This window comes from Thalassotalea sp. SU-HH00458 (genome assembly GCF_040362795.1).
In the GTDB taxonomy this organism is placed as follows: Bacteria; Pseudomonadota; Gammaproteobacteria; order Enterobacterales; family Alteromonadaceae; genus Thalassotalea_H; species Thalassotalea_H castellviae.
In genome coordinates, this window is sequence record NZ_BAABWW010000008.1 from 15,425 (window position 1) to 38,244 (window position 22,820).

Consider the following 22,820-nt stretch of genomic DNA (forward strand, 5'->3'; position numbering starts at 1 on the left):
GTCTGATAAAATGTTTACCAAAATTCTTATTGCTAATCGCGGCGAAATAGCTTGTCGAGTCATAAAAACAGCACGAAAAATGGGCATATTAACGGTTGCCGTTTATTCAGATGCTGACAGTGATGCCTTGCATGTCAATATGGCTGATGAAGCCATTTATCTCGGTCCTTCACCTTCAAGAGAAAGCTATTTAGTGGCGGAAAAAGTCATTGAAGCCGCAAAACGAACTGGCGCTCAAGCGATCCATCCTGGTTATGGCTTTTTATCAGAGAATGCTGATTTTTGTCGGATGTGTGAGCAAGAAAATATTAAGTTTATTGGCCCTCCGGTAGCCGCAATTGAAGCGATGGGCTCAAAATCAGCGGCAAAAAACATTATGGAAAAAGCGCAAGTCCCACTTGTGCCTGGCTATCACGGTGAAGATCAATCCGAAGCAGTGATAAAAAAAGCAGCTGATGATATGGGATACCCTGTGCTATTAAAAGCAACTGCTGGCGGCGGAGGCAAAGGTATGCGTCAAGTTTGGAGTGAAGCCGAGTTTTCAGAAGGTTTCGCTGCGGCTAAACGCGAAGCACAATCGTCCTTTGGTGACGATACCATGTTAGTGGAAAAATATTTAACTCAACCTCGACATGTTGAAATTCAAGTCTTTTGTGATAATCATAATAACGCGGTGTATTTATTTGAGCGTGATTGCTCAGTACAACGACGTCATCAGAAAGTGATTGAAGAAGCCCCAGCATTTGGCATGTCTGAATCACTTCGTCAAAAAATGGGTGAGTCAGCCATCAAATCGGCGCAAGCAATAGGTTATCAAGGTGCTGGTACCGTTGAGTTTTTACTAGACGTTGATGGTTCATTTTACTTTATGGAAATGAATACTCGCCTTCAAGTTGAACACCCTGTTACAGAATTAATTACAGGTCAAGATCTCGTGGAATGGCAACTTCGTGTCGCCGCAGGTGAAGTACTGCCTAAAACACAACAAGAATTAGTCATAAAAGGCCATGCTTTTGAAGCTCGTATTTACGCAGAAGATGCCAATAACGATTTTTTACCGGCTACCGGCAAACTTAATTTTTTACAACCGCCAGTAGAAAGTGCTCACGTGCGAGTAGATACCGGAGTCAGACAAGGTGATGAGGTGAGTGTTTTTTACGATCCGATGATCGCAAAATTAATTGTCTGGGATGAAAATAGAGAAAAAGCCTTACAACGTCTAAGTAAGGCTCTTTCAGAATACCGTATTAGCGGTGTCACAACGAATATAGATTTCTTATATAATTTAGCCACTTGCCCTGCATTCATTCACGAAGATATTGATACTGGTTTTATCGAAAAACATCAGAACGATATTTTTCATGAGGATGAACAAACCTTGGCTGATGAGTTACCTATTGCAGCGTTATATTTAGTTTTATCGTTAGCAGATAAAGCCAAAGCAAATGCGGCAGATACTTTAGATCCATACTCCCCTTGGAACAACACAAATGCATGGCGATTAAACGAAGCTCATATCCATCAATTAACCTTGGCTCATAATGATACTGATTACCCAGTAACCGTTGAACAAAAAAGGCAAGGGAGCGACAGTTATTATTTAATCACAGTGTCAAATAAAACCCTTGATTGCCAAGGGAGAATTTCAGCTGACACCTTGTACGTGAGTATTGACGGTTACCGAAGCCATGCCACGATTGCTAGAAATGGCAATGAAATCAGCTTATATCGTCAAAATGGTGTTTTTAATTTCACTTACATTGAGCCTGAATGTGGCAATGAAGATATCAGTAATGACTTAGGTGGCTTACTTGCGCCGATGAATGGCACTATGGTTAGCGTGTTAGTAAAAGAGGGAGATACAGTTAAAAAAGATCAACCGTTAATGATAATGGAAGCGATGAAAATGGAACATACGATTAAAGCGCCCGAAGATGGCATGATTGACGCTTTATACTACGCTACTGGCGACATGGTAGACGGCGGCTGTGAATTATTAGCATTTAACGCGCAGGAAATATCATGAATCAATTCCCTCAAAGCGTAAAAATTGTTGAAGTAGGCCCCAGAGATGGCTTACAAAATGAAAAAACATTAATCACTGCGCAAGACAAAATCACATTAATAAATAAACTCGCAGATGCAGGACTTAAAACTATTGAAAGCGGAAGTTTCGTGTCACCTAAGTGGGTGCCGCAAATGGCGACATCAACCGACGTTTTTAATGGGTTAACACGCCAACACAACGTGAGTTATGCCGCGCTAACGCCAAATTTAAAAGGATTTGAAGCGGCCATTTCTGCTAAAGCCGATGAAGTCGCCATATTTGGTGCAGCTTCTGAAGGATTTAGTCAAAAAAATATTAATTGTTCCATCGCTGAAAGTTTAGAGCGATTCGAACCGGTGATGGCTGCGGCAAAGAAAGCCAATATTCCAGTAAGGGGTTATGTTTCATGCGTTATAGCCTGCCCTTATGATGGTGATATAGAGCCAGAGCAAGTTGCTGATGTTGCTGAAAAACTATTCAAAATGGGCTGTTATGAAATCTCATTAGGAGACACTATTGGTGTGGGAACAGCCGCAAGTGTACATAAGATGTTACAAGCCGTATCAGCCCGTATTCCGAGAGAAAAACTAGCCGTTCACTTTCATGATACATACGGTCAAGCGTTAACGAATATTTACACTGCATTACAAAATGGCATCACGGTTATTGATAGCGCCATTGCTGGTTTGGGTGGTTGCCCATATGCTAAAGGCGCTTCAGGTAATGTAGCTACAGAAGATGTCGTGTACTTATTAAATGGGCTAGGTATTGAAACGGGCATAGATTTAAAAAAATTACTGACCGCAGGATGGTTTATTAGTGACGTTTTAGGTAAAGCACCGGTCTCTAAAGTATCTACCGCGATTCGCGCACAATAATCATCAAATAGAATAGAGTTAAGGAGTATTACATGGCTGGATTTGACAAAGTTGTGTCAAGCTATGAAGAAGCGATGGCTGGTCTCGAAGATAATATGACTATTATTTCGGGTGGTTTTGGGCTTTGTGGAATTGCTGAAAATCTCATCGCAGAGATAAAACGAAAAGGCACTACGGGATTGACCATGGTTTCCAATAATTGTGGCGTTGATGATTTTGGTTTAGGGGTGTTATTACCGAACCGACAAATAAAAAAAATAATCGCCTCGTATGTCGGTGAAAATGCAGAATTTGAACGCCAAATGATGAGTGGAGAACTTGAAGTTGAATTAACCCCTCAGGGCACGCTTGCAGAAAAAATGCGTGCTGGTGGTGCGGGTATCCCAGCTTTTTTTACTGCAACAGGTTACGGGACCCCCGTTGCAGAAGGTAAAGAAGAACGAGAATTTAACGGCAAGCATTATATTTTAGAAGAAGCCATTACTGGTGATTTTGCGATAGTCAAAGCATGGAAAGCAGACCGATACGGTAATTTAGTGTTTCGTAAAACCGCACGTAATTTTAACCCTTTGGCCGCTACAGCAGGGAAAATCACTGTTGTTGAAGTAGAAGAAATTGTTGAACCTGGCGAGTTGGATCCTGATCATATCCATACCCCTGGTATCTATGTTAACCGTGTTATAAAAGGCACGTTCGAAAAACGTATTGAGCAACGAACTATTCGTTCTAATACTAAGTGAGGAGATAGCAATGGCATTAACAAGAGAACAATTAGCACAAAGAGTTGCTCAAGAATTACAGGATGGTTATTACGTTAATTTAGGCATTGGCATCCCAACGTTAGTCGCAAATTATGTACCGGCAGGCATGGAAGTCATGTTGCAATCAGAAAATGGTTTACTTGGTATGGGCCAGTTTCCTTCCGAAGATGAGATTGATGCAGATTTAATTAACGCAGGTAAGCAAACCGTAACTATGGCAACTGGTGCTTCAATCTTTGACTCAGCTGAGTCTTTTGCGATGATCCGTGGTGGTCATGTTGACCTAACTGTATTAGGTGCATTTGAAGTAGATGTGAATGGTAATATTGCCTCTTATATGATCCCCGGTAAGCTGATTAAGGGTATGGGTGGAGCAATGGATTTAGTGGCTGGTGCAGATAATATTATTGTTACCATGACTCATGCTTCTAAGCACGGCGTTTCAAAATTATTGCCTCATTGCACACTACCATTAACAGGTAAAGGCTGTATCAAAAAAGTATTAACAGATCTGGCATTTCTTGAAATTAAAGACGGCGCATTTCACTTATTAGAGCGAGCACCTGGTGTTTCAATAGAAGAAATTAGTCAATTAACCGCCGGAAAACTGGTAATTCCTGAAGATGTTCCTGAAATGATTTTCTAAATTAATTTATTATAACTTATTGTAAATTATATAAATTAAATTAACTCATGGTGAATGTCTTACATGAAATAATGTAATATCTCAACAGATGGTTGCATTTTTGTTTTATTTTGGTAATACTAAAAGTGACAAAGAAAAGGCAAGGTGCGCGAAAACGTACTACGCAAAACCACCGGTCTAAGGGTTTATCTTGAATAAATCTATGACAGCGGAGTTACCATGTTATTAGGTACATCCCGTGGTTTTTTCTTTTACTAACTCAATTTACTTATTAAGGTTATTAAAATGAAAAAATTATTACTAGTTTCTACAATTACTGCTTTAACATTAACGTCTGTCGTATCAGCCCCAAAAGCTGAAGCTGCTAACATAGCCCAGAGCTTATGTGAGTATGTTGCCGCCGATGACAAGAAACGCATGCGTTCATTTTTAAAGGCGAATAAATTAAAAATTCGCAGTATCTTCGATGGTATTCAATGTAATGGTAAAAACCTGTTGGTCTTTGCAGCTGATAGGGGTTCAGAAAAAACTGGCTCTTTGATGATCAACAAGCTGCCTAAGAAAGTTGTTTCAGCTAACTTGGCACTTTTGCAAAGCGGATCGCAACCGTTAATAGACGCTGCTAACGAACGCGTTAGTAGTTAAATTATTTTTTAGTAGGCGTTATTTGTTCATGCAATAAAATGTTTTACTAGTCAATAATTCTATGTCGATTTAAAAAGCCAGCTTATGCTGGCTTTTTCTTTGCTATTTTTCAGCATATTTCATCAGTCTAGTCGTAATATTTCATTTATCAAATAAATTTGTGCTGGTTTATCTTTTTAAACACATTACAATAAATTTATTGTGCTTAAATCAAAAAGTTAGATGTCAAAAAAATACAATATAAAACATAGTAAAAACGCATTAATTTTAACTGGTGGTGGCGCAAGAGCTGCTTATCAAGTTGGCGTACTTTCAGCTATCAGTAAATTTAGTCCTCGGCATTATCCAGTCCCCTTTCCCATCATTTGTGGGACATCGGCTGGTGCTATCAATGCTACCGGTTTAGCCTGCTATGCTTCGTGTTTTCAACTGGGCGTCAAAAAATTAGAATGGGTTTGGAATAGCTTAAAAACAGACAGGGTTTATCACAGTGACCCATTAAGAGTGGGAAGTCATATTCTCAGTGGTATTCTTGGAAGTTTTCAAGCTGATTATGCCAATAAAACTGCACGAAGTTTATTAAATAACACGCCGTTGCGTAACTTACTCAGTAATGTTGTGGATTATAGTCGCATTGACCAAAATATTTTAAAAGGGGATTTATCTGCGCTTTCTATAACCGCGTCGAGTTACTCTAATGGAAATTCTATTAGTTTTTATCAATCTCATGATTCAATAAAACCTTGGTTTAGAGCAAAACGCAGTGGTATTCCAACACAAATTAGTTCTGATCATTTATTAGCATCAGCGGCAATACCCTTAATTTTTCCTTCCGTTAAAATCAAAAGAAATCACTTTGGTGATGGTTCAATTCATCAATTATCACCATTAAGCCCAGCGATTCACCTTGGCGGTGAGAAACTATTTATTGTCGGTGTAGAACAACCCAAAGAAACTCTTCATATCAATGAAAACAACCCTCATCCGCCAACGACTGCTACAATAGCAGGTCACCTTCTTGATGGTATATTTTCAGATACTTTACAAAGTGATTTAGAACGTATGCACCGAGTGAATAACACCCTATCGTTGATCACAGATGAAAGTAAGCACAATAATGAAGGATTAAAAAATATTGACTCGTTAGTGCTAAATCCGAGCCATAATTTTAACTCGATGGCGGTAGAGTATTATCAAGAGCTTCCCTACACCATTCGTATGTTATTACGCGGTATAGGTATTACTAACGATCAAGAGTCGAGTATTTTAAGCTACTTATTGTTTGATAAAGCCTATTGTAAACAATTAATAAAACTTGGCTTTGACGATGCGCTTGAGCAAGAAGCAAATATCCGTCAATTTTTAAATCTTTAAAACCATCGTTTAATTTTTTCTCATTCAGGTGTTTAGCTGCACTTAATGAACGGAAAACTTATCGCCCTTCTTGCATATAGCGTTCAAAACGCTCTACACGACGAGGTTTCCCCCTAACAACTAACGTATCTTGTACCTTTAAAATAACATCGTCTTCAGGCTCTTCTATTTCAACACCATCCCTTCGCAACGCGACCACATTAACTCTTCTAGACTGAAGATTCAGCGACTTTAATGAGTGGCCTACACAAAATGAATCGTCCGTTATAATAATAGCATTAGCAAACTCAATACGATCAATAGCATCAGGACTCATATCAGTATGCTCCCCTTGGAAAAAACCATGGAGGTGATTGTAATGATTTTTCCGCTCTTTTTGCACACGGCGCATAATGCGTGAAAACGGTACGCCCGTTAATGACAATACCTGTGAAACTAACATTAAGCTCCCTTCTAAGCTTTCAGGAACAACTTGATTTGCGCCAGCTTCTTGTAGAGCATCCAGTTGATCATCGTTGCGTGTGCGAACTAAAATAGGAACATCTGGTGACATAGAACGTACTTTTTGGATCACATCAATAGATTGTTTATCTTGCCCAAAGGCTATCACCACTAACTTTGCTGTTGATAAATGTGCCGCTTCTAATAATTCATTTTGCCTTGATGAGCCAAACAATACGTTTTCACCTGCTTCTCGCGCTTTGGTTGTTCTTAAAGGATCAATATCTATGGCGACAAAATCAATCGCTTCTTGTTTTAAAAAGCGACTGACCGTTTGACCAATGCGGCCAAAACCACAAATAATGACATGGTCTTTTAATTCATTGTTATTAGGTAAAGTTGATAATTCTTGAGTATCATCAGGTTGTTCATTACTTAACCACAAGCCCATTTGTCGTGCATGATCTATCATATATGGCGTTATAGCCATACTAATAACCCCTACTCCCAGTAATAATGAGGCAATATCTGGGGGTAATATATTGACTTGTGTTGCCAAGGCGATGAGTACGAAACCAAACTCGCCCATTTGCGCTAACATAATTGCTGACGCCCAAGCATCTTTTGTTTGTTCTCCTGCTTTAATCGCTAAAGTTTTAATCACTAAAATCTTAACCAGCATAAAACCAATTAACAAACTAAACATGGTGAAAGGTGACGCAAACAAAACGGCTAAATTTAACTTCATACCCACAGTTACGAAAAACAAACCAAGTAAAATGTCTCGATAAGGCCTTATATCTGCTTCAAGTTGATGTTTATACTGACTTTCGCCAAGCATCATTCCGGCTAAAAATGCACCTAACGCCATAGATAAGCCAAACCATTGTGTTAAAGCTGAAGCAACTAATGTGACTAATAAGGTCGTTAAAACAAATAGCTCATCTGTTCTCACTTGTGCGACTAAATTAAATAACCGAGGTAAAACCCATTTACCTACCGAAAGTAAAATCCCAACGACAAAAACACCTTTAACCAAGGCAAAAAGCAATGCATAAATCATCGATGTATCAGAGTCTTGAGCAAACATCGGAATAATGATTAATAAAGGAACTACGGCAACATCTTGAAACAACAACACCGCTACAGCGATTTGACCTGATTTTCTTTTCATCGCACCAGTTTCACTTAATTGCCTGATCACAATAGCGGTTGAAGATAGAGCTAAAATTCCGCCAATGACTAATGAACTGGCAAAGCTTTGTCCTAAAAACAAGGCAATAATAAGAAAAACGATTAAAGAGATGCCTACTTGTAAACTACCAACAGCAACCACCAGATGTCGCATTGCCATTAATTTCGGCAATGAGAATTCTAAACCTAAAGTGAATAGCAAGAACACGATGCCAAGCTCGGCAAAATGTTCATAATCAACATGCTCATGCGCTAAAGCAAGACCATGCTCGCCAACTAGCATACCAGCAACAAGGTAAGCGAGAATTGCAGGTAAATGTAACCGTCTGAACAACCAAACGATAAGAACAGCACTTGTCAGGATAGCTAAAATTTCAAGATGGCTAGACACAAAACCTCTATATAAAAATAAATTAACATGATATTAATCAGTTAAGTATATCTGATAATTGAGAAAATTATTCTCAAATATAAAAAATATCTAAAGTGGCAACAATTTGCCGACATCTTTTTGACGTATAATTTCACTTTCTTTATTTCACCGCGTTAACTTAAAGCAAACAAGTATAAATTATTGATATTTTTATCAAATATTTAAGAGGCATATTTTTTGCTTTGAATAGCCAGAACAGTGGTATAAAGGTGAAGATATGCAGACATTAAATGTAGTTGAGAGTGCAAATGTAGAATTTAATGCATTTAAATTATTTGATATTCGCGATCATGAAGATAATTATCGAAAGCTAGCTTTAACTGAACAATTACAAACAAGTTTAGAATTAAAGACTTTACTTAATATATTTGCAATGGAAGCATCAAAGTTTGTCAATTTTTCTGGTTTATATTTTAAACAAGAAAGTATGTCTGCTGCCGCTCGAGGGAGTAAACCAGGAAAAAGTGAGCGTTCTTTTGAATTGAAAATTAACAATGAATATATAGGGACACTCACCTATGCTCTTAACGCCCCTATTAGTTTAACAAATAGAAGAATTCTGCAAGAACTACATCAATTACTTATTCACCCAATAAATAACGCGATAAAATACCAAAACGCGATAAAACTAGCGATGCAAGATGGTTTAACCGGCTTAGGTAATCGTCGATATTTTGATGAGCAACTTCATCGTGCTATGCATCATGCCAATCGACAACGAACGAAAGTCGGATTAATGGTGTGTGATTTAAATAAATTTAAACAGATCAATGATACGTTTGGACATGATATTGGTGATGAAATTTTAGTAAATTTTGCTAAAGCACTAACCCACTCTGTGCGAGACTCAGATAGTACTTTTAGATTCGGAGGAGATGAGTTTGCTATTATTGTTGAAGATGCCAGTGAACAATCACTAATAATTATCGAAGAAAGAATTAAATCAGCATTATCTAACAATAGTTTATTAGCAAAGTATCAGGTCGCTTGTGCGCTAGGCTATACCTTTATGAGTAGAGACGATGATGCCTCAAGTTTCTTTAAACGTGCGGATAATTTGTTATACCGTCATAAAATAATCTCTAACAAAAAATTAAGTTTGATCTAAAGATTAATACAACTGAAGATGAAAAAATTAATTATTCATCTTCAATTAAATTTTTTAATGCCGCTTTTCTTTCGTTAGGCGTTGTCCCAACTAATAAACGGCAAAATCTCACTGCATATGCGAACCTTTCAAGTCCAACAGCGACTAAAACTTCTTTAAAAAAATCTACAGGTATAAAAAATGCTTGGGCATAATGATTTATTGCATCGTCAATGCAAGGGTATTCTATATTATCAAAACTAAAGCTTTTTTCTTCACTGTATTGTAATTCTTCAATATTGATACCATCAACAATCAGAGGCCAGCCTTGAAAATTTACTCGTTTTTTCGCGACTTCATACATAAACCAAGCACTGCGTTGAAAACCGGCAAAATTTCCGCCTTCAAATTCGCTATTCGCTAGTTCTTCTTGTGTCCAATTAATGCCAATAGCGAGATCTTTCTGATATTGTTTAATAAGAAAGCTTTTTACTTCTTTAAAAACGAACCAAATAGCATTCGCTCGACTTTTATTGGCTGGTAAATAACATTCTTGGCAAGTGCGCAAGCTTAACGGGGGATGAGGACAATTGAATACATAGTTATTGCTTTGAGGGAAATGTAAAACCTTTGCTGCTGGCTCTGCACAAAACCAACAACAATTTCGAAAACTAAATGGGGTTTCAATAAATGAATAACCGTTTTCCAAAGGCTCATTAAGCATGATTACTTACGCTTTTTCTTGGCAACTTTACCTTTTTTACCTTTTTTAGCTTTGCCTTTTAAAACCTTTAACGCCGACTTTTCTTTCTTACGGGCTACTTCTTGATTTTTTTCTTGTGTGGCTTGATAGCGATTTTTCTTCACAAGCGGCTCTTCAACCTCATTATATTGTTGAGGTAAAGGTCGATTTAGTTCATAGCCGGGTACAACTATACGCTCAAATTTCCTTTCTATTAGTGCCTCGATATTTTCAAGAAAACGCTCATCTTTCGGGCTCACCAATGAAATTGCTGTACCTGATTTTCCTGCTCGACCTGTACGACCAATTCGGTGAACATAATCTTCTGCTAAAAAAGGCAAATGAAAATTCACAACATAAGGTAAGTCTGCAATATCTAATCCTCTTGCAGCAACATCCGTTGCAACTAATACTCGCACTGAGCCATCAATAAATTGTTCAAGAGCTTTGTTTCTAGCCCCTTGCGTTTTGTCGCCATGACACAACGCGGCTTTAATACCATCAAGCTTTAATTCTTTAGCAAGGATATTAGCACTTTCACGAGTCCCAGCAAAAACAAGCACTTGTTGCCAATTGTTAACGCCAATCAACTCAGATAACAGTTCTCTTTTACGCTGTTCACTCACCCAGTAAACAGATTGCTTAACTTTACCTGAGGTCGTGTTTTGTTTAGCAACTTCGATAGTTTTTGGCGTGTTAAGAATTTGATTAGCTAAACTTTTTACTTTATTAGAAAAAGTTGCTGAGAACATAAGCGTTTGATGCTTACTTTTGATCAAAGGTAAAATACGTTCTATTTCTGTTAAAAAGCCCATATCTAACATGCGGTCGGCTTCATCTAACACTAAAAAGTTTAGTTGCGAGACATCAATATGACGTAATGCTATATGTTCTAGAAGCCTACCGGGTGTCGCAACTAAAATATCTAAACCAGATTTTAATAATTTTGTTTGCGCTGGCATATTAACACCACCAAAGATTACCCCTGACTTAATCGGCATAAACTGGCTATACCTCGCAATATTTTCTGCTACTTGTGAGGCTAATTCTCGTGTGGGAGTTAAAATTAATGCTTGTAAATTACCCGTCGACTTATTTTTAGCGATCGTATCTAAAATAGGCAAAGTAAACGCAGCCGTTTTTCCTGTGCCCGTTTGCGCACTAGCGAGTAGATCTGAGCCTGAACGAATCACCGGAATTGCCCGTTGTTGTATTGGCGTTAAATTTTTATAGCCACACGCCTTTACCGCTTTTAATAAATCGGCCGACAAACCAATTGCATCTACACTCACATTATCACCTAAAATCACTCTCACACAAATTGCTGCGGATTATAGCAGCCTTATCGCGAATAAACATAAATCGCGTTAGTATTATTTACACAATTATTTTTAACTATTTAATCATACGAGCTAAACATTTAGATTACCTCATCAAGATTGGTAATTAGGGTCGCATCATCATAAAGTCATGAACAAAAAAAAGCTGACATATTGTGCCAGCCTTTAGTTGAAATAATGATTTATGCTAAATAAAGTTAATGATTATAACACCAATTTATTCACTTAATTACTTTTGCCAAATCCCTTTGGTTAAATGATATTTACTATGCTCTTTTTCATCAGGCATATATTCAGGTAACTGGCCCGCTGAGCTTTGCTGATGATAGTTTTTAGCAACATTCACAATCACTTTGGTCAGCAAAAATAACGCACAAACATTTAATACTGTCATTAAACCTGTAGATAAATCAGCTAATGCAATCACTTCAGGCAAACTCGCAACTGAGCCAAACACTAACATAGCCAAAAAACCGATACGTAAAAACCAATGTCCGGCTTTATTATCGAGCTTTAAGTATTTTAAATTGTTTTCTGCATAAGCAAAGTTAGCAACAATAGAAGTAAAAGCAAAAAGCATGATAGCAATGGTAATAAAATCACTTCCCCATTCGCCAACTTGAAAGGCTAACGCTTGTTGTGTTAATTGTATTCCTTGGATTTCGCCAGAAGCACCGTCAAACAGTAAAATTAAAAAAGCCGTACACGAACAAATAACAATCGTGTCAAAAAACACAGCCAGCATTTGAATATATCCTTGAGAAACAGGATGTGGTGGATGTGGAATGGCAGCTGCAGCAACGTTTGGCGCGCTTCCCATACCAGCTTCATTTGAATATAAACCTCGTTTTACCCCTTGAACAATAGCAGCACCTACTAAACCACTCCCCGCTTCTTTTAACCCTAATGCGGATGTAAAAATATCGGCAATAATCGCCGGAATCGCATGAATATTTAGCCCTATGACGACCAAACAGACACAAAGATATGCAACTCCCATTAGCGGAACGGTTAATTCGGCAAATCGAGCAATGTTTTTTAAACCACCAAAGATAATAAAGGCGGCTACAATTGTAATCACAATGCCTGTACTGATCGGCTCTATTCCGTAAGAACCGTAGAACGCATCGGTGATCGAATTAGCTTGAACGGAACTAAAAACAAAACCATAACCAAAAAATAAGCATAATGAAAAAGCAATCGCGAGCTTTTTATTTTGAAGCCCTTTACTCATGTAATAAGCAGGACCACCTCGAAAATTACCTAAACTATCTTTTTCTTTATATAGTTGACCTAAAGTGCTTTCAGCGAACGCCGTTGCCATACCGACTAATGCAATAAGCCACATCCAAAAAACAGCACCTGCGCCCCCCAAAGAGATCGCAACAGCCACACCCATCAAATTACCCGTACCCACTCTTGCCGCTAACGATGTACATAATGCTTGAAAAGATGAAATACCATGAGCATTTGCTTTTCGACTAGATTTCAGTAAAACAAACATGTGTGAAAACTTGGTCAGCTGAATGCCTTTTAATCTAACGGTAAACCAAATGCCACAACCTGTCAGAAGATAAATAAGCACACTTCCCCACAGGTATCCATTTATGGTACCAACCCACTGCTCAATCAATTGAATCTCCTAACAATTTTTTATTTATTCTATGCTAATGAAGGGTATAAATGAAGTAAACAACCTTTTCCTAAAAAAGTTAATTGATAACTTGCAACTCCAGTCTCTTGATCAGATAAAGTTTCTTCAACAATCCCTTTATCCACTAGAAATGCTAGAACAGAACTTGCTAGTTCTTGGCGCTTAATTTTAGTTGAAATTTCAACACAAGTGGCAAAGCCTTTAAACGAATAAAGTGCTTTCATGACTAAAGCTTCTGCATCGGTAATTTTAGGTAACGCCCCTTCATATGGGGGAAACTGCAAAGCTATAAATTTGCCTGCAACTCGTTTATAAGATGCTTGGATAGCTTGAATATCCTCTTCCTTCTCTCCTGTAATTTGAAAAGAATGAAAAACACCAGCTTCTTTTATACGGTAATCAACTTTTGCAAGAAAAATAGGAATATTACAACTTTGGGCTACGTGATAAAAACCCGTTTTCCATTTCTGTGTTTTTGAGCGAGTGCCTTCAGGGGTAAATAAAAAGAACACTTTCTTGTCCTTTTGTCGAACAACAAATTGGTTAATTAACTCAACTTGTCCTTTTCCTTTTGAAGACCGGTCAATTGGTATCGCGCCTAACCACATCATAAAATTACCGATAACAGGGATACGACACCAACTGTCTTTTATTGAAAAATAGATTTTGGTATCTTGCAAAATCGCCGCTCCTAGAGCATAAATAAAATCCCAATTAGAAGTATGAGGCGCTGCAATAGCAACTCCTGCTCCATGACTAGTTGCTTGAGTAACTTTCCAACCGGCTAGCTTAAACCAAAGTGAGAAAATCGACTTCAAAAAATACCGGGTAATTACGCCATCAAATATCGTTTGCTCACGAATGGTTAATACTTTTTTACTCATTAGAATGTCACTTTAAATTGGCTAGGAATTGGAGGATGGCAAATTTTGAAGTGTTTAATATAGCACATAAAGACAAATTTAACGTATAAAAAAGCCATAACACACGTTATGGCTGGTAAAATTTAATGGGGAAATGACTATAGCGCTTTGGAAATTTTCTCCACTGATTCTTTGGCATCTCCAAAAAGCATTTGACTATTATCTTTAAAAAACAATGGATTTTGTACCCCAGCATAACCTGTATTCATTGAACGTTTAAATACAATTACTTTTTTGGCGTGCCATACTTCTAATACTGGCATTCCGGCAATTGGACTACTAGGATCTTCACTTGCAGCCGGATTTACCGTATCGTTAGCACCAATTACTAATACAACATCAGTTTGAGCAAAATCTTCATTTATTTCATCCATGCCTAAAACAATATCATAAGGGACTTTTGCCTCTGCTAATAATACATTCATATGACCAGGTAACCTACCGGCGACAGGATGAATGCCAAAGCGCACGTTAACGCCTTTACTGATTAATTTCTGTGTTAACTCATAAACAGGATATTGAGCTTGTGCGACAGCCATACCATAACCTGGAGTGATAATAACGGATTTAGCTTGCGACAACATATCAGCGACGTCTTCCGCTTGCGCTTCGCTGTGTTCACCGTAATCTTTATCATTATCAACAACGACGTCAGTGCCAAAGCCACCTGCAATAACACTAATAAAAGAGCGATTCATCGCCTTACACATAATATACGATAAAATTGCACCAGAAGACCCAACAAGTGCCCCGGTAACAATCAGTAAATCATTGCTTAACATAAAACCAGCAGCAGCAGCGGCCCAACCTGAATAAGAATTCAGCATAGAAACAACTACCGGCATATCAGCGCCACCAATAGATGCCACAAGATGCCAACCAAATATTAATGCGATTACAGTCATAAGATATAGCGCAGCATTACCTCCACCATTTTGTACAAAGATGATCATTAAGATAAATGACACTATCCCTGCCGCTAAATTTAATTTATGACGATGCGGTAACATTAACGCGGCAGAATTTATCACGCCGCGTAATTTAGCAAAAGCAACAACAGAGCCCGTAAAAGTTACAGCGCCAATAAACACACCTAAAAACACTTCAACTAAATGGATATTAATCGCCATTTGTTGTTCTGCAGTAAAGACAATGTGCTCACTATGCCCCATACCAAAATAACTATTAAAACCTACTAATACGGCTGCTAAACCGACAAAACTGTGCAAAATAGCGACAAGCTCAGGCATTTCAGTCATTTCAACTTTTTTAGCAAGTCTTAACCCTATAAAACTACCAATAGCCATAGCACCAATAATAACAGCAACATTACTCACTCTTGGATCAGCAATGGTCGCAATTAATGCGATAAACATACCGACAATACCGTACCAGTTACCCGTTTCAGCACTTTCTTGTTTACTCAACCCTGCTAAACTGAAAATAAATAATAACGCCGCAATGATATAAGCAGCACTGATCAAACCTTGAGAAAACTCCATGATCTTGCTCCTTATTTTCTAAACATTTTTAACATACGTTTGGTAACGACAAAGCCACCAACGATATTTATTGTGGCAATTAAAACCGCAATCCCCGCTAACACTTGAATAACAGTATTATCTTGGCCTACTTGCAATAAGGCTCCGACAATAATAATCCCTGAAATAGCATTAGTAACACTCATTAACGGCGTATGAAGTGAATGACTAACATTCCAAACAACGTGATAACCAATCACACAGGCCAAAACAAATACCGTAAAGTGAGAGAGAAAATCAGCAGGTGCAACGCTGGCGATCCATGCAAATAACCCCCCTGCTGCAGCCATCCACCAATGTTTTTTACTCGGAGATTTATCTTCGTTTACTTCAGTTTTTATGCTTTGAGTTTTAGGCGCTTTTACTGGTTGTGGTGCAACACTTACTTGAATTGGCGGTGGTGGAAAGGTAATTTCACCTTGATGAACAACCGTCATATTTCGGATCACTTGATCATCAAGATCTATCTCAATATTTCCGTCACTTGCTTTTGTTAAAAGCTTCATCAAGTTCACTAAGTTATTGGCATACAGTTGTGAAGCTTGGTTTGGTAATCGAGAGACTAAATCGGTATAACCAATAATTTTAACACCGTTTACATCGGTAATTTTTCCAGCAACCGTTAACTCACAGTTTCCACCGCCACCTGCGGCTAAATCAACAATTACACTACCGGTTTTCATGGATTGAACCATTTCCTCTGTAATAAGCTTAGGCGCTGGTTTGCCGGGGATCATTGCAGTAGTAATAATGATATCAACGTCTTTGGCTTGTTCGGCAAACAATGCCATTTCCGCATCTATAAAGGCTTTACTCATTTCTTTGGCGTAGCCATCACCTGAGCCAGTATCTTCTTCTTCGTAATCAAGTTCTAAAAACTCAGCGCCCATACTTTCAATTTGTTCTTTTACTTCTGGGCGAGTATCAAAAGCGCGAACAATAGCACCTAGACTTCCGGCTGTGCCAATGGCAGCCAAGCCAGCAACACCAGCGCCAATGATCATTACTTTTGCAGGCGGTAAATTACCTGCTGCGGTGATTTGTCCTGTTAAAAAACGCCCAAAAGCATTAGTCGCTTCAATAACCGCACGATAACCGGCAATATTCGCCATAGAGCTCAATGCATCGAGTGATTGAGATCGAGTCATGCGAGGTACCATTTCCATGGCAAGGGTATTAACCGATTTTTCTTTTAATAAAGATAATAATTCAGGGCTTTGTGAAGGCGCAATAAAGCTCACTAAAGTGGCGCCATCTACTAATTGAGCGGCTTCGTCTAAAGTCGGTGCATTTACTTTAAAAATAATGCTATTTTCCCAACACTTTTTCTTAGTCACTATGTTGGCACCGGCATCAATAAATTCTTGGTCGGTGAAGCTGGCTTTCACCCCAGCACCTTTTTGTACATGGACACTATATCCAAGTTTGATAAGCGCCTTAACAGCATTGGGAGAAGTCGCAACACGGTTTTCGCCGCGAAGAGATTCCTTAGGGATTCCTATATTCATAAACCACCTTTTGATTATGCGTTTTGTATTTTATTTTTATTAGTACAATGTTTTACCACTAATAGCACAATAATCAAACACAAAAATCGCTTAAAAAACAGACTTTAAGTTATAAGATAGAAGATATGAATGTGAATAAAAATGTGCTTATTTGAAGGAAGTTAAGGAAAAAACGAGTGATATTCACTGGTAATCAATGCTTGATTAACACCCGTATTATGACTATGACAGGCTTGATATTTAAAGCTTAGATTATCAATTACTTAACAATCTAAGCTAAAAAGCGGCAGGATTATTTATCCTTTATTGAGTAATGAGCTCTTCTTTTTTGCTCTAAGAGCGTAGAGATTTTATCAACATCTTGATGGTTGATAAAATCGGAAAATGCCTTTTTCGCGTATTCTGCCATTTCAAATTCAAACTCTAAGTCAAAGTATTGGCTATGATAATGTGCCGCTTCAAAAATTTCCGCTGTTTTTTTAATAATAGGGCGTCCATCAATCCTCGCTGATTGTTTTGGAGAAAAAGTGGATAGGCGTTCATTTATAAAAACTTGTGTCTCATTGGTATTAAAAAACTGTAAAAAAGGAATTAAATGCGATTTTTTGGCGCCATTGTTAGTCAAGGCAATAACAGACATAGGTGCCAATACACTATTTTCATTCTTATCAGTGATAGTTGGAAATGGAAAAAAACCAATATCGGTTTGATTCTTGATCGGTAAACTACTCAATGAAAAACTGCCAATTAAATTAATCCCAACCACTTCGCGGTAAATTAATGGCATTAACTCATCTCCATCAAAGAAACGGTGTTGAGCAAAAAAATATTTTTTATTTAATAAATTTTTCCAATAATTAAATACTAACACCACTTCGTCAGACGTATAAGCAAGCTCGCCTTTCACTAATTGTTTGTATTTCTCAGCCCCATGTAAACGCAACATCAAGTAATCAAACCAACCTGCAATTTGCCATGGGTATTTAGTACCAAGGGCAATTGGCGCAATTTGATTCTGCTCAAGAGTATCTAATAAATGAATAAACTCAGGCCAAGTTTTTGGAGGTTTAATGCCTAAACGCTTAAATAAGGATATTTTATAGTAGAATCCCCAAATATATGACGTTAATGGAATACCATAAACTTTATTATTAAATAATACTTGTTCTTTGGAGGCATGTTTAAACTGAAAATCTAAATAGTTTTCCTGCCAATAATCATTAATATCTACGACAAAACCATTATCAACAAGCGTTTTTAAACGATTACTAGCAAACCAATTAATAACATCGACTTCATCTCTTATCGCCAGCAATTCGGCTAATAAATCAGGGTAATTTTTTGAATGTAAACGAATTAAACGGACTTTTATATTAGGATGTATGATTTCAAAATCTCGTGCCCTATCTCGATATATTTGCTCTTTGATTTTTGTATTTGCTAACACAGCAAAGTTAATAACCTGCTGCTCACTCATCGCATAAACAAGGAAAGTTTTTAGAAAAAGTACGCTAAAAAGAAGTAATGAAATAAGGGGTCTAACGTTAATTATATGAATCATCAGTTTTTAACCCTAATCAATATCGTTTAATGGCCAACTCACAATATAATCTTCAAAGAAATCTATATCAACTTCACTGTCTTTTACTATTTTGCCACGTACAGACATGCCTGCTTTATGCATCGCTGTCTTTTTCCCCTTATGAAGCAACGGATGCCAAGATGGTATTCCTCTGCCTTCTTTTAAACGACGGTAAGTGCAACTTGGCGGCATAAAAAAGATGGCGTCTAAATTATCTTGTGTCAATTGAACACAGTCAGGAACAAGTTTTGTCCGTTTATCATATTGAGTACATTGGCAACTTTTATCATTTAACAAATAGCAAGCAATGTTTGAATAACTCATTTGCTCGCCTTCTTTAATATGCGTAGTTGGCATTAATTCTGTTTCTTCGGTTGTGTCTTCGTCATCAATGAATTTATGCAAACAGCACTTAGCACAACCATCACATAATGACTCCCATTCACTGCGAGTCATCTCTGATAATGATTTAGTTTGCCAAAATTTTTCAGTCATAGTTTTAATTACTAACGTGATTAATGAATAGGAGGAAATTTAATACGATCAGAAAGATGTCCCACTGAACTAACAAAGTAATACGATAAATTCCAATGCATTAAGCTTTTATAGTTATCATAGGCTAAATATACGCGGCCTTTTTCATCATCAGGAAAAACCAACGCTGCTTTTACATTTACTAAAGGTAAATTCGTGCCATCTGCTCGTCTAACACCTAACGCTTGCCATTCACTAAGTGATTTTTCACGGTTACTCCAGGCTTTTAACCAGTTTTTTCGACTTCCGGTATTTTTAGGTATTGCCAAATTAACATCGAAATTTGCGGGTAATTTAACTTGTCTTCCCCATGTTAAAGCGTCATTCCACCCTTCTTTTTTGAGATAATTTGCCATAGAAGCAAAAACATCATGAAGATTACCCCAAATGTCTTTTTTACCATCCCCATCACCATCAACCGCATAAGCTAAAAATGACGTCGGCATAAATTGGTTTTGTCCCATAGCACCCGCCCAAGAGCCTTTCATTGCTTCGATCGTGATATGCCCTTCTTGCAATATTGTTAAAGCTGCCCACAATTGCTTTTTAAAAAAGGCTTCTCGGCGACCTTCATAGCTTAGGGTAGTTAACGCAGAAATCACGTTATAATTCCCCATTATTTTGCCGAAATTCGTTTCAAGCCCCCACAAAGCAACAATAAAACGTGGTTGAACATTATATTGTTCGGATACTTTTTCTAAAATACCAAGGTGTTCTTTATATTGGCTGCGGGCTTTGTCGACTTTCCATTGAGGGACTCTTTTCGGTAAATACGTGTCTAATGTTTCCACCTTTTCTGGCTGATTTCGATCGGCAGCAACCGCACGTTGATGAAACTTAACATGTGAAAAGCTTTGCTCAATAAAATCTTCGCTGTAGCCCTTTTCTTGTGCTTCTTTTTTCAACTCAACAACATATTGCTCAAAACCTGCTTGGCTAAGCTCTTTACTTGCAAAAGCTAAGCCTTGGCTTGAATAACTTATCAAAAAGATGAAACAACTAACAAAAGTGCTTACTTTAACTAAATTCATAAAATACCTAATAATGTCCTTTATACTTGTTGAGATTTAAGCTTCATTTGCTCTTTGTGTTCTTTCAAAAGATCTTCTTGCGGTGGAGGTAACTGTAGATAAAACCCTTGATTATTAAGATTTTCCCTCACTTTATTGATATCAGCTAACGCCAGTTTATCTTTATTATCTAAATTGATAATCGTCACCAAAGTAGGGATACCAAACATCGCCATCAATGCTTCAGGCACATCCTCAAATTTGTCTCTTTGTTTAATAAATAAATATGTTTGTGCCTTTTTAGGGCTTTTATAAATAACGCATAGCATAATACAGGCCTATCTTTTGTAACTGAAAAATCGTAACTGAAAAGTGTTACTGTAATAAATTATAGTTGTGAAAAGTTGGATTTTGCTTCGGCCAATAATTTTTCACCAAAAATGTTCAAGCGCCAATCCCTAAGCACATCAATTTTATCGGCTGGAGTTGTGTCAGTATTCAATTGATAATGCCAAGATAAAAATTGATTAATTTGTTTTTTAGAAGCAAACACTTCAACTTGCTGTTGATGCTGTTTCGCAATATTAGCAATAAACGATTTAATTTTTTTAAAAGTCTGTTTATAACCAGGGTATTCATCTAGCCGTTTAATTTTTTCAGGATAGTGTGTTTCATCAACTTGTTCAGCTTGCTTTAGTACGGCTAACATCGCTTTGCCTTTATGACGAACATCTAACACATCAACCCCTTCAATATTGGCCATGACGCCGACATTTTTAGGTAAGGTTTGCGCAACACCAATAATGGTATGATCTTTGGCGACAAAACTAATAGGCAAATCTCTTTTCTTTGCCTGTTGATAACGCCACTGGCTTAAAAATTTCAACGTATTAAGTTGCTTAGCATTTAGCCGCCAGCTCATTTTTACGTTTAAGTATAATTGGCTATCATCAATCGGAGTAAACTTACGCTCTATCATTAACTGAGTTTCTTGCTGCGCCGCTTCTAGCCAAGGCGTTTGCATTAACTCTTTCTTTAATAAAGGGTAAACTTGATATAAATACTCAACATCAGCGCCGGCATATTCAATTTGACTTGCCGTGAGCGGACGTTTCGTCCAATCGGTTCGTGAATCTGATTTATCGAGTTCTATGTCTAAATAATGTTTTACCATCGCTGCGTAGCCAATCGATAAACCATGTCCCAAAAATGACATCATAATTTGACTATCTATCAAATTATTAGGGCGACAATTAGCTTGCGTTAAAAACACTTCGAGATCTTCAGAGCATGCATGTAACACTTTTTCAATATTTGCATCGGTCATTAACGCCCAAAATGGCGATAAATCATTAATAGCTATCGGGTCAATTAAGGCAACGACTTTACCATCGCATACTTGTAATAAACCTAATCGAGGATAAAGAGTGCGAGTTCTAACAAATTCAGTATCAATCGTTAATACATTAGCTTGAGATAATTGATGACATAATGAAACTAAACTCTCATCATCTTCAATATATTGATTTTGCAAAAAAGTTTCCTTTTATTGATGAACGACAAATCAAACAGCGAATATGCGAGTTAACTTCTACGTCTTCTAGTTGCTTGCTGGTTACGATGTTGATGCTTTTTCACGGAACGGCGAATGCGTCGGCTTTTCGCGTTGTCCATCGCTTTTTCATCCACTTTGACTTTACTTTGCGTTTCAAGAGGAAGTTTCACTAATTTGCGATAGTAATTCACATCCTGCAGATTTAACTCTGTCCAACCACCCGATGGCAGTTGACGTTTCAATTCCATATCGCCATAACGGACACGGATCAAACGGCTTACTTGTACGTCTTGGCTTTCCCATAAACGACGAACTTCGCGATTTCGCCCTTCAGACAATACCACATGAAACCAATGATTACGCCCTTCTCCGCCACGATAAGTGATTTTTTGAAAACGCGCTGGGCCATCTTCTAATTTAACGCCAGCTCTTAACGTTTGTAACATGGCTTCTGTCACTTCTCCAAACACTCGAACAGCATATTCCCGTTCAACTTTTTGTGATGGATGCATTAAACGATTCGCTAATTCACCATCAGTTGTAAAAAGTAACATACCCGAAGTATTTATATCTAATCGTCCTACGGCTATCCAGCGACCAGATTCAAGTTTAGGCAAACGATCAAAAACCGTTGGACGCCCTTCAGGATCTTTACGGGTACACATTTCACCTTCCGGTTTGTTGTACATTAATACCCGACACAACTCATCTTCTTTACTTTGTAGACTCACCGAATGGCCATCTATTTTTATTTGTTCATTACCCTCAACACGATCACCTAAATAAGCAACCTTGCCATTCACGGTAACGCGTCCCGCACTGATGAAAGTTTCCATTTCTCGACGTGAACCTTTACCCGCACGGGCTAATACTTTTTGTAACTTTTCAGACATAGGTCTAACTCTCTTCCGTCAGTAACATCACA

General features: G+C 37.7%; 20 protein-coding genes and 1 riboswitch. Of the genes, 7 read left to right on the forward strand and 13 right to left on the reverse strand.

Going from position 1 to position 22,820, the window contains the following annotated elements; genetic code table 11:
- The first annotated feature begins 10 nt into the window (after window positions 1-10).
- The 6 genes from ABXH06_RS12980 to ABXH06_RS13005 all read left to right on the forward strand — a co-directional run bounded on the left by ABXH06_RS12980 (window position 11) and on the right by ABXH06_RS13005 (window position 6,351).
- Entirely contained in the window at window positions 11-2,026 is a 2,016-nt protein-coding gene (locus ABXH06_RS12980; protein WP_311582979.1) for an acetyl/propionyl/methylcrotonyl-CoA carboxylase subunit alpha, read from the forward strand.
- Window positions 2,023-2,925: a hydroxymethylglutaryl-CoA lyase gene (locus ABXH06_RS12985; protein WP_311582922.1), complete on the forward strand. Its 903-nt coding sequence runs from the start codon at window positions 2,023-2,025 to the stop codon at window positions 2,923-2,925. The genes ABXH06_RS12980 and ABXH06_RS12985 overlap by 4 nt, the downstream gene beginning before the upstream one ends.
- 32 nt (window positions 2,926-2,957) lie before the next feature.
- On the forward strand, window positions 2,958-3,665 hold the full coding sequence (locus tag ABXH06_RS12990; RefSeq protein ID WP_353518511.1) for a CoA transferase subunit A: 708 nt from the start codon (window positions 2,958-2,960) through the stop codon (window positions 3,663-3,665).
- 10 nt (window positions 3,666-3,675) lie between these two features.
- Complete coding sequence (locus ABXH06_RS12995) at window positions 3,676-4,332, forward strand: 3-oxoacid CoA-transferase subunit B (RefSeq protein ID WP_311582916.1); 657 nt, start codon at window positions 3,676-3,678, stop codon at window positions 4,330-4,332.
- A 128-nt stretch (window positions 4,333-4,460) separates the two neighbouring features.
- Window positions 4,461-4,554: riboswitch (cyclic di-GMP riboswitch) on the forward strand.
- 63 nt (window positions 4,555-4,617) lie between these two features.
- Entirely contained in the window at window positions 4,618-4,977 is a 360-nt protein-coding gene (locus ABXH06_RS13000; protein WP_303451871.1) for a DUF3718 domain-containing protein, read from the forward strand.
- Window positions 4,978-5,199: 222 nt separating this feature from the next.
- On the forward strand, window positions 5,200-6,351 hold the full coding sequence (locus ABXH06_RS13005) for a patatin-like phospholipase family protein (RefSeq protein ID WP_311582913.1): 1,152 nt from the start codon (window positions 5,200-5,202) through the stop codon (window positions 6,349-6,351).
- A gap of 58 nt (window positions 6,352-6,409) precedes the next feature.
- Here the strand turns inward: ABXH06_RS13005 and ABXH06_RS13010 are convergent, their stop codons facing one another.
- Window positions 6,410-8,377 carry a monovalent cation:proton antiporter family protein gene (locus ABXH06_RS13010; protein WP_353518512.1) on the reverse strand — a complete coding sequence of 656 codons (1,968 nt, stop codon included), beginning with the start codon at window positions 8,375-8,377 and terminating at the stop codon, window positions 6,410-6,412.
- Between the two features lie 259 nt (window positions 8,378-8,636).
- On the opposite strand from ABXH06_RS13010, the gene ABXH06_RS13015 reads away from it, so the two are divergent.
- Window positions 8,637-9,527 (forward strand): GGDEF domain-containing protein, encoded by an 891-nt coding sequence (locus ABXH06_RS13015; RefSeq protein ID WP_353518513.1) that lies wholly within the window; start codon window positions 8,637-8,639, stop codon window positions 9,525-9,527.
- 31 nt (window positions 9,528-9,558) lie between these two features.
- Here ABXH06_RS13015 and ABXH06_RS13020 read toward each other — a convergent pair whose 3' ends face one another.
- The 12 genes from ABXH06_RS13020 to rluB form a co-directional block, all read right to left on the reverse strand.
- The gene (locus ABXH06_RS13020) at window positions 9,559-10,230 is read right to left on the reverse strand and encodes a hypothetical protein (protein WP_353518514.1); all 672 of its coding nucleotides are present in this window, start codon (window positions 10,228-10,230) and stop codon (window positions 9,559-9,561) included.
- A gap of 2 nt (window positions 10,231-10,232) precedes the next feature.
- Window positions 10,233-11,540, reverse strand: a complete 1,308-nt coding sequence (locus tag ABXH06_RS13025; RefSeq protein ID WP_353518515.1) for a DEAD/DEAH box helicase — start codon at window positions 11,538-11,540, stop codon at window positions 10,233-10,235.
- Between the two features lie 277 nt (window positions 11,541-11,817).
- Window positions 11,818-13,221 (reverse strand): alanine/glycine:cation symporter family protein, encoded by a 1,404-nt coding sequence (locus ABXH06_RS13030; RefSeq protein ID WP_353518516.1) that lies wholly within the window; start codon window positions 13,219-13,221, stop codon window positions 11,818-11,820.
- A gap of 29 nt (window positions 13,222-13,250) precedes the next feature.
- The gene (locus ABXH06_RS13035) at window positions 13,251-14,126 is read right to left on the reverse strand and encodes a 1-acyl-sn-glycerol-3-phosphate acyltransferase (protein WP_353518517.1); all 876 of its coding nucleotides are present in this window, start codon (window positions 14,124-14,126) and stop codon (window positions 13,251-13,253) included.
- Window positions 14,127-14,263: 137 nt separating this feature from the next.
- On the reverse strand, window positions 14,264-15,667 hold the full coding sequence (gene pntB / locus ABXH06_RS13040) for a Re/Si-specific NAD(P)(+) transhydrogenase subunit beta (protein ID WP_353518518.1): 1,404 nt from the start codon (window positions 15,665-15,667) through the stop codon (window positions 14,264-14,266).
- Window positions 15,668-15,678: 11 nt separating this feature from the next.
- Window positions 15,679-17,214, reverse strand: a complete 1,536-nt coding sequence (locus tag ABXH06_RS13045) for a Re/Si-specific NAD(P)(+) transhydrogenase subunit alpha (protein ID WP_353518519.1) — start codon at window positions 17,212-17,214, stop codon at window positions 15,679-15,681.
- Window positions 17,215-17,506: 292 nt separating this feature from the next.
- Entirely contained in the window at window positions 17,507-18,775 is a 1,269-nt protein-coding gene (locus ABXH06_RS13050) for an extracellular solute-binding protein (protein WP_353518520.1), read from the reverse strand.
- Window positions 18,776-18,787: 12 nt separating this feature from the next.
- Window positions 18,788-19,291 (reverse strand): YcgN family cysteine cluster protein, encoded by a 504-nt coding sequence (locus tag ABXH06_RS13055; RefSeq protein ID WP_353518521.1) that lies wholly within the window; start codon window positions 19,289-19,291, stop codon window positions 18,788-18,790.
- 20 nt (window positions 19,292-19,311) lie between these two features.
- Complete coding sequence (locus tag ABXH06_RS13060) at window positions 19,312-20,361, reverse strand: lytic murein transglycosylase (RefSeq protein WP_311582880.1); 1,050 nt, start codon at window positions 20,359-20,361, stop codon at window positions 19,312-19,314.
- A gap of 20 nt (window positions 20,362-20,381) precedes the next feature.
- The gene (locus tag ABXH06_RS13065; protein ID WP_353518522.1) at window positions 20,382-20,669 is read right to left on the reverse strand and encodes a YcgL domain-containing protein; all 288 of its coding nucleotides are present in this window, start codon (window positions 20,667-20,669) and stop codon (window positions 20,382-20,384) included.
- A 59-nt stretch (window positions 20,670-20,728) separates the two neighbouring features.
- Window positions 20,729-21,874, reverse strand: coding sequence for a ribonuclease D (gene rnd, locus ABXH06_RS13070; RefSeq protein ID WP_353518523.1), 1,146 nt, complete (start codon window positions 21,872-21,874; stop codon window positions 20,729-20,731).
- 50 nt (window positions 21,875-21,924) lie between these two features.
- The gene (gene rluB / locus ABXH06_RS13075) at window positions 21,925-22,788 is read right to left on the reverse strand and encodes a 23S rRNA pseudouridine(2605) synthase RluB (RefSeq protein ID WP_311582870.1); all 864 of its coding nucleotides are present in this window, start codon (window positions 22,786-22,788) and stop codon (window positions 21,925-21,927) included.
- Window positions 22,789-22,820: the final 32 nt, after the last annotated feature.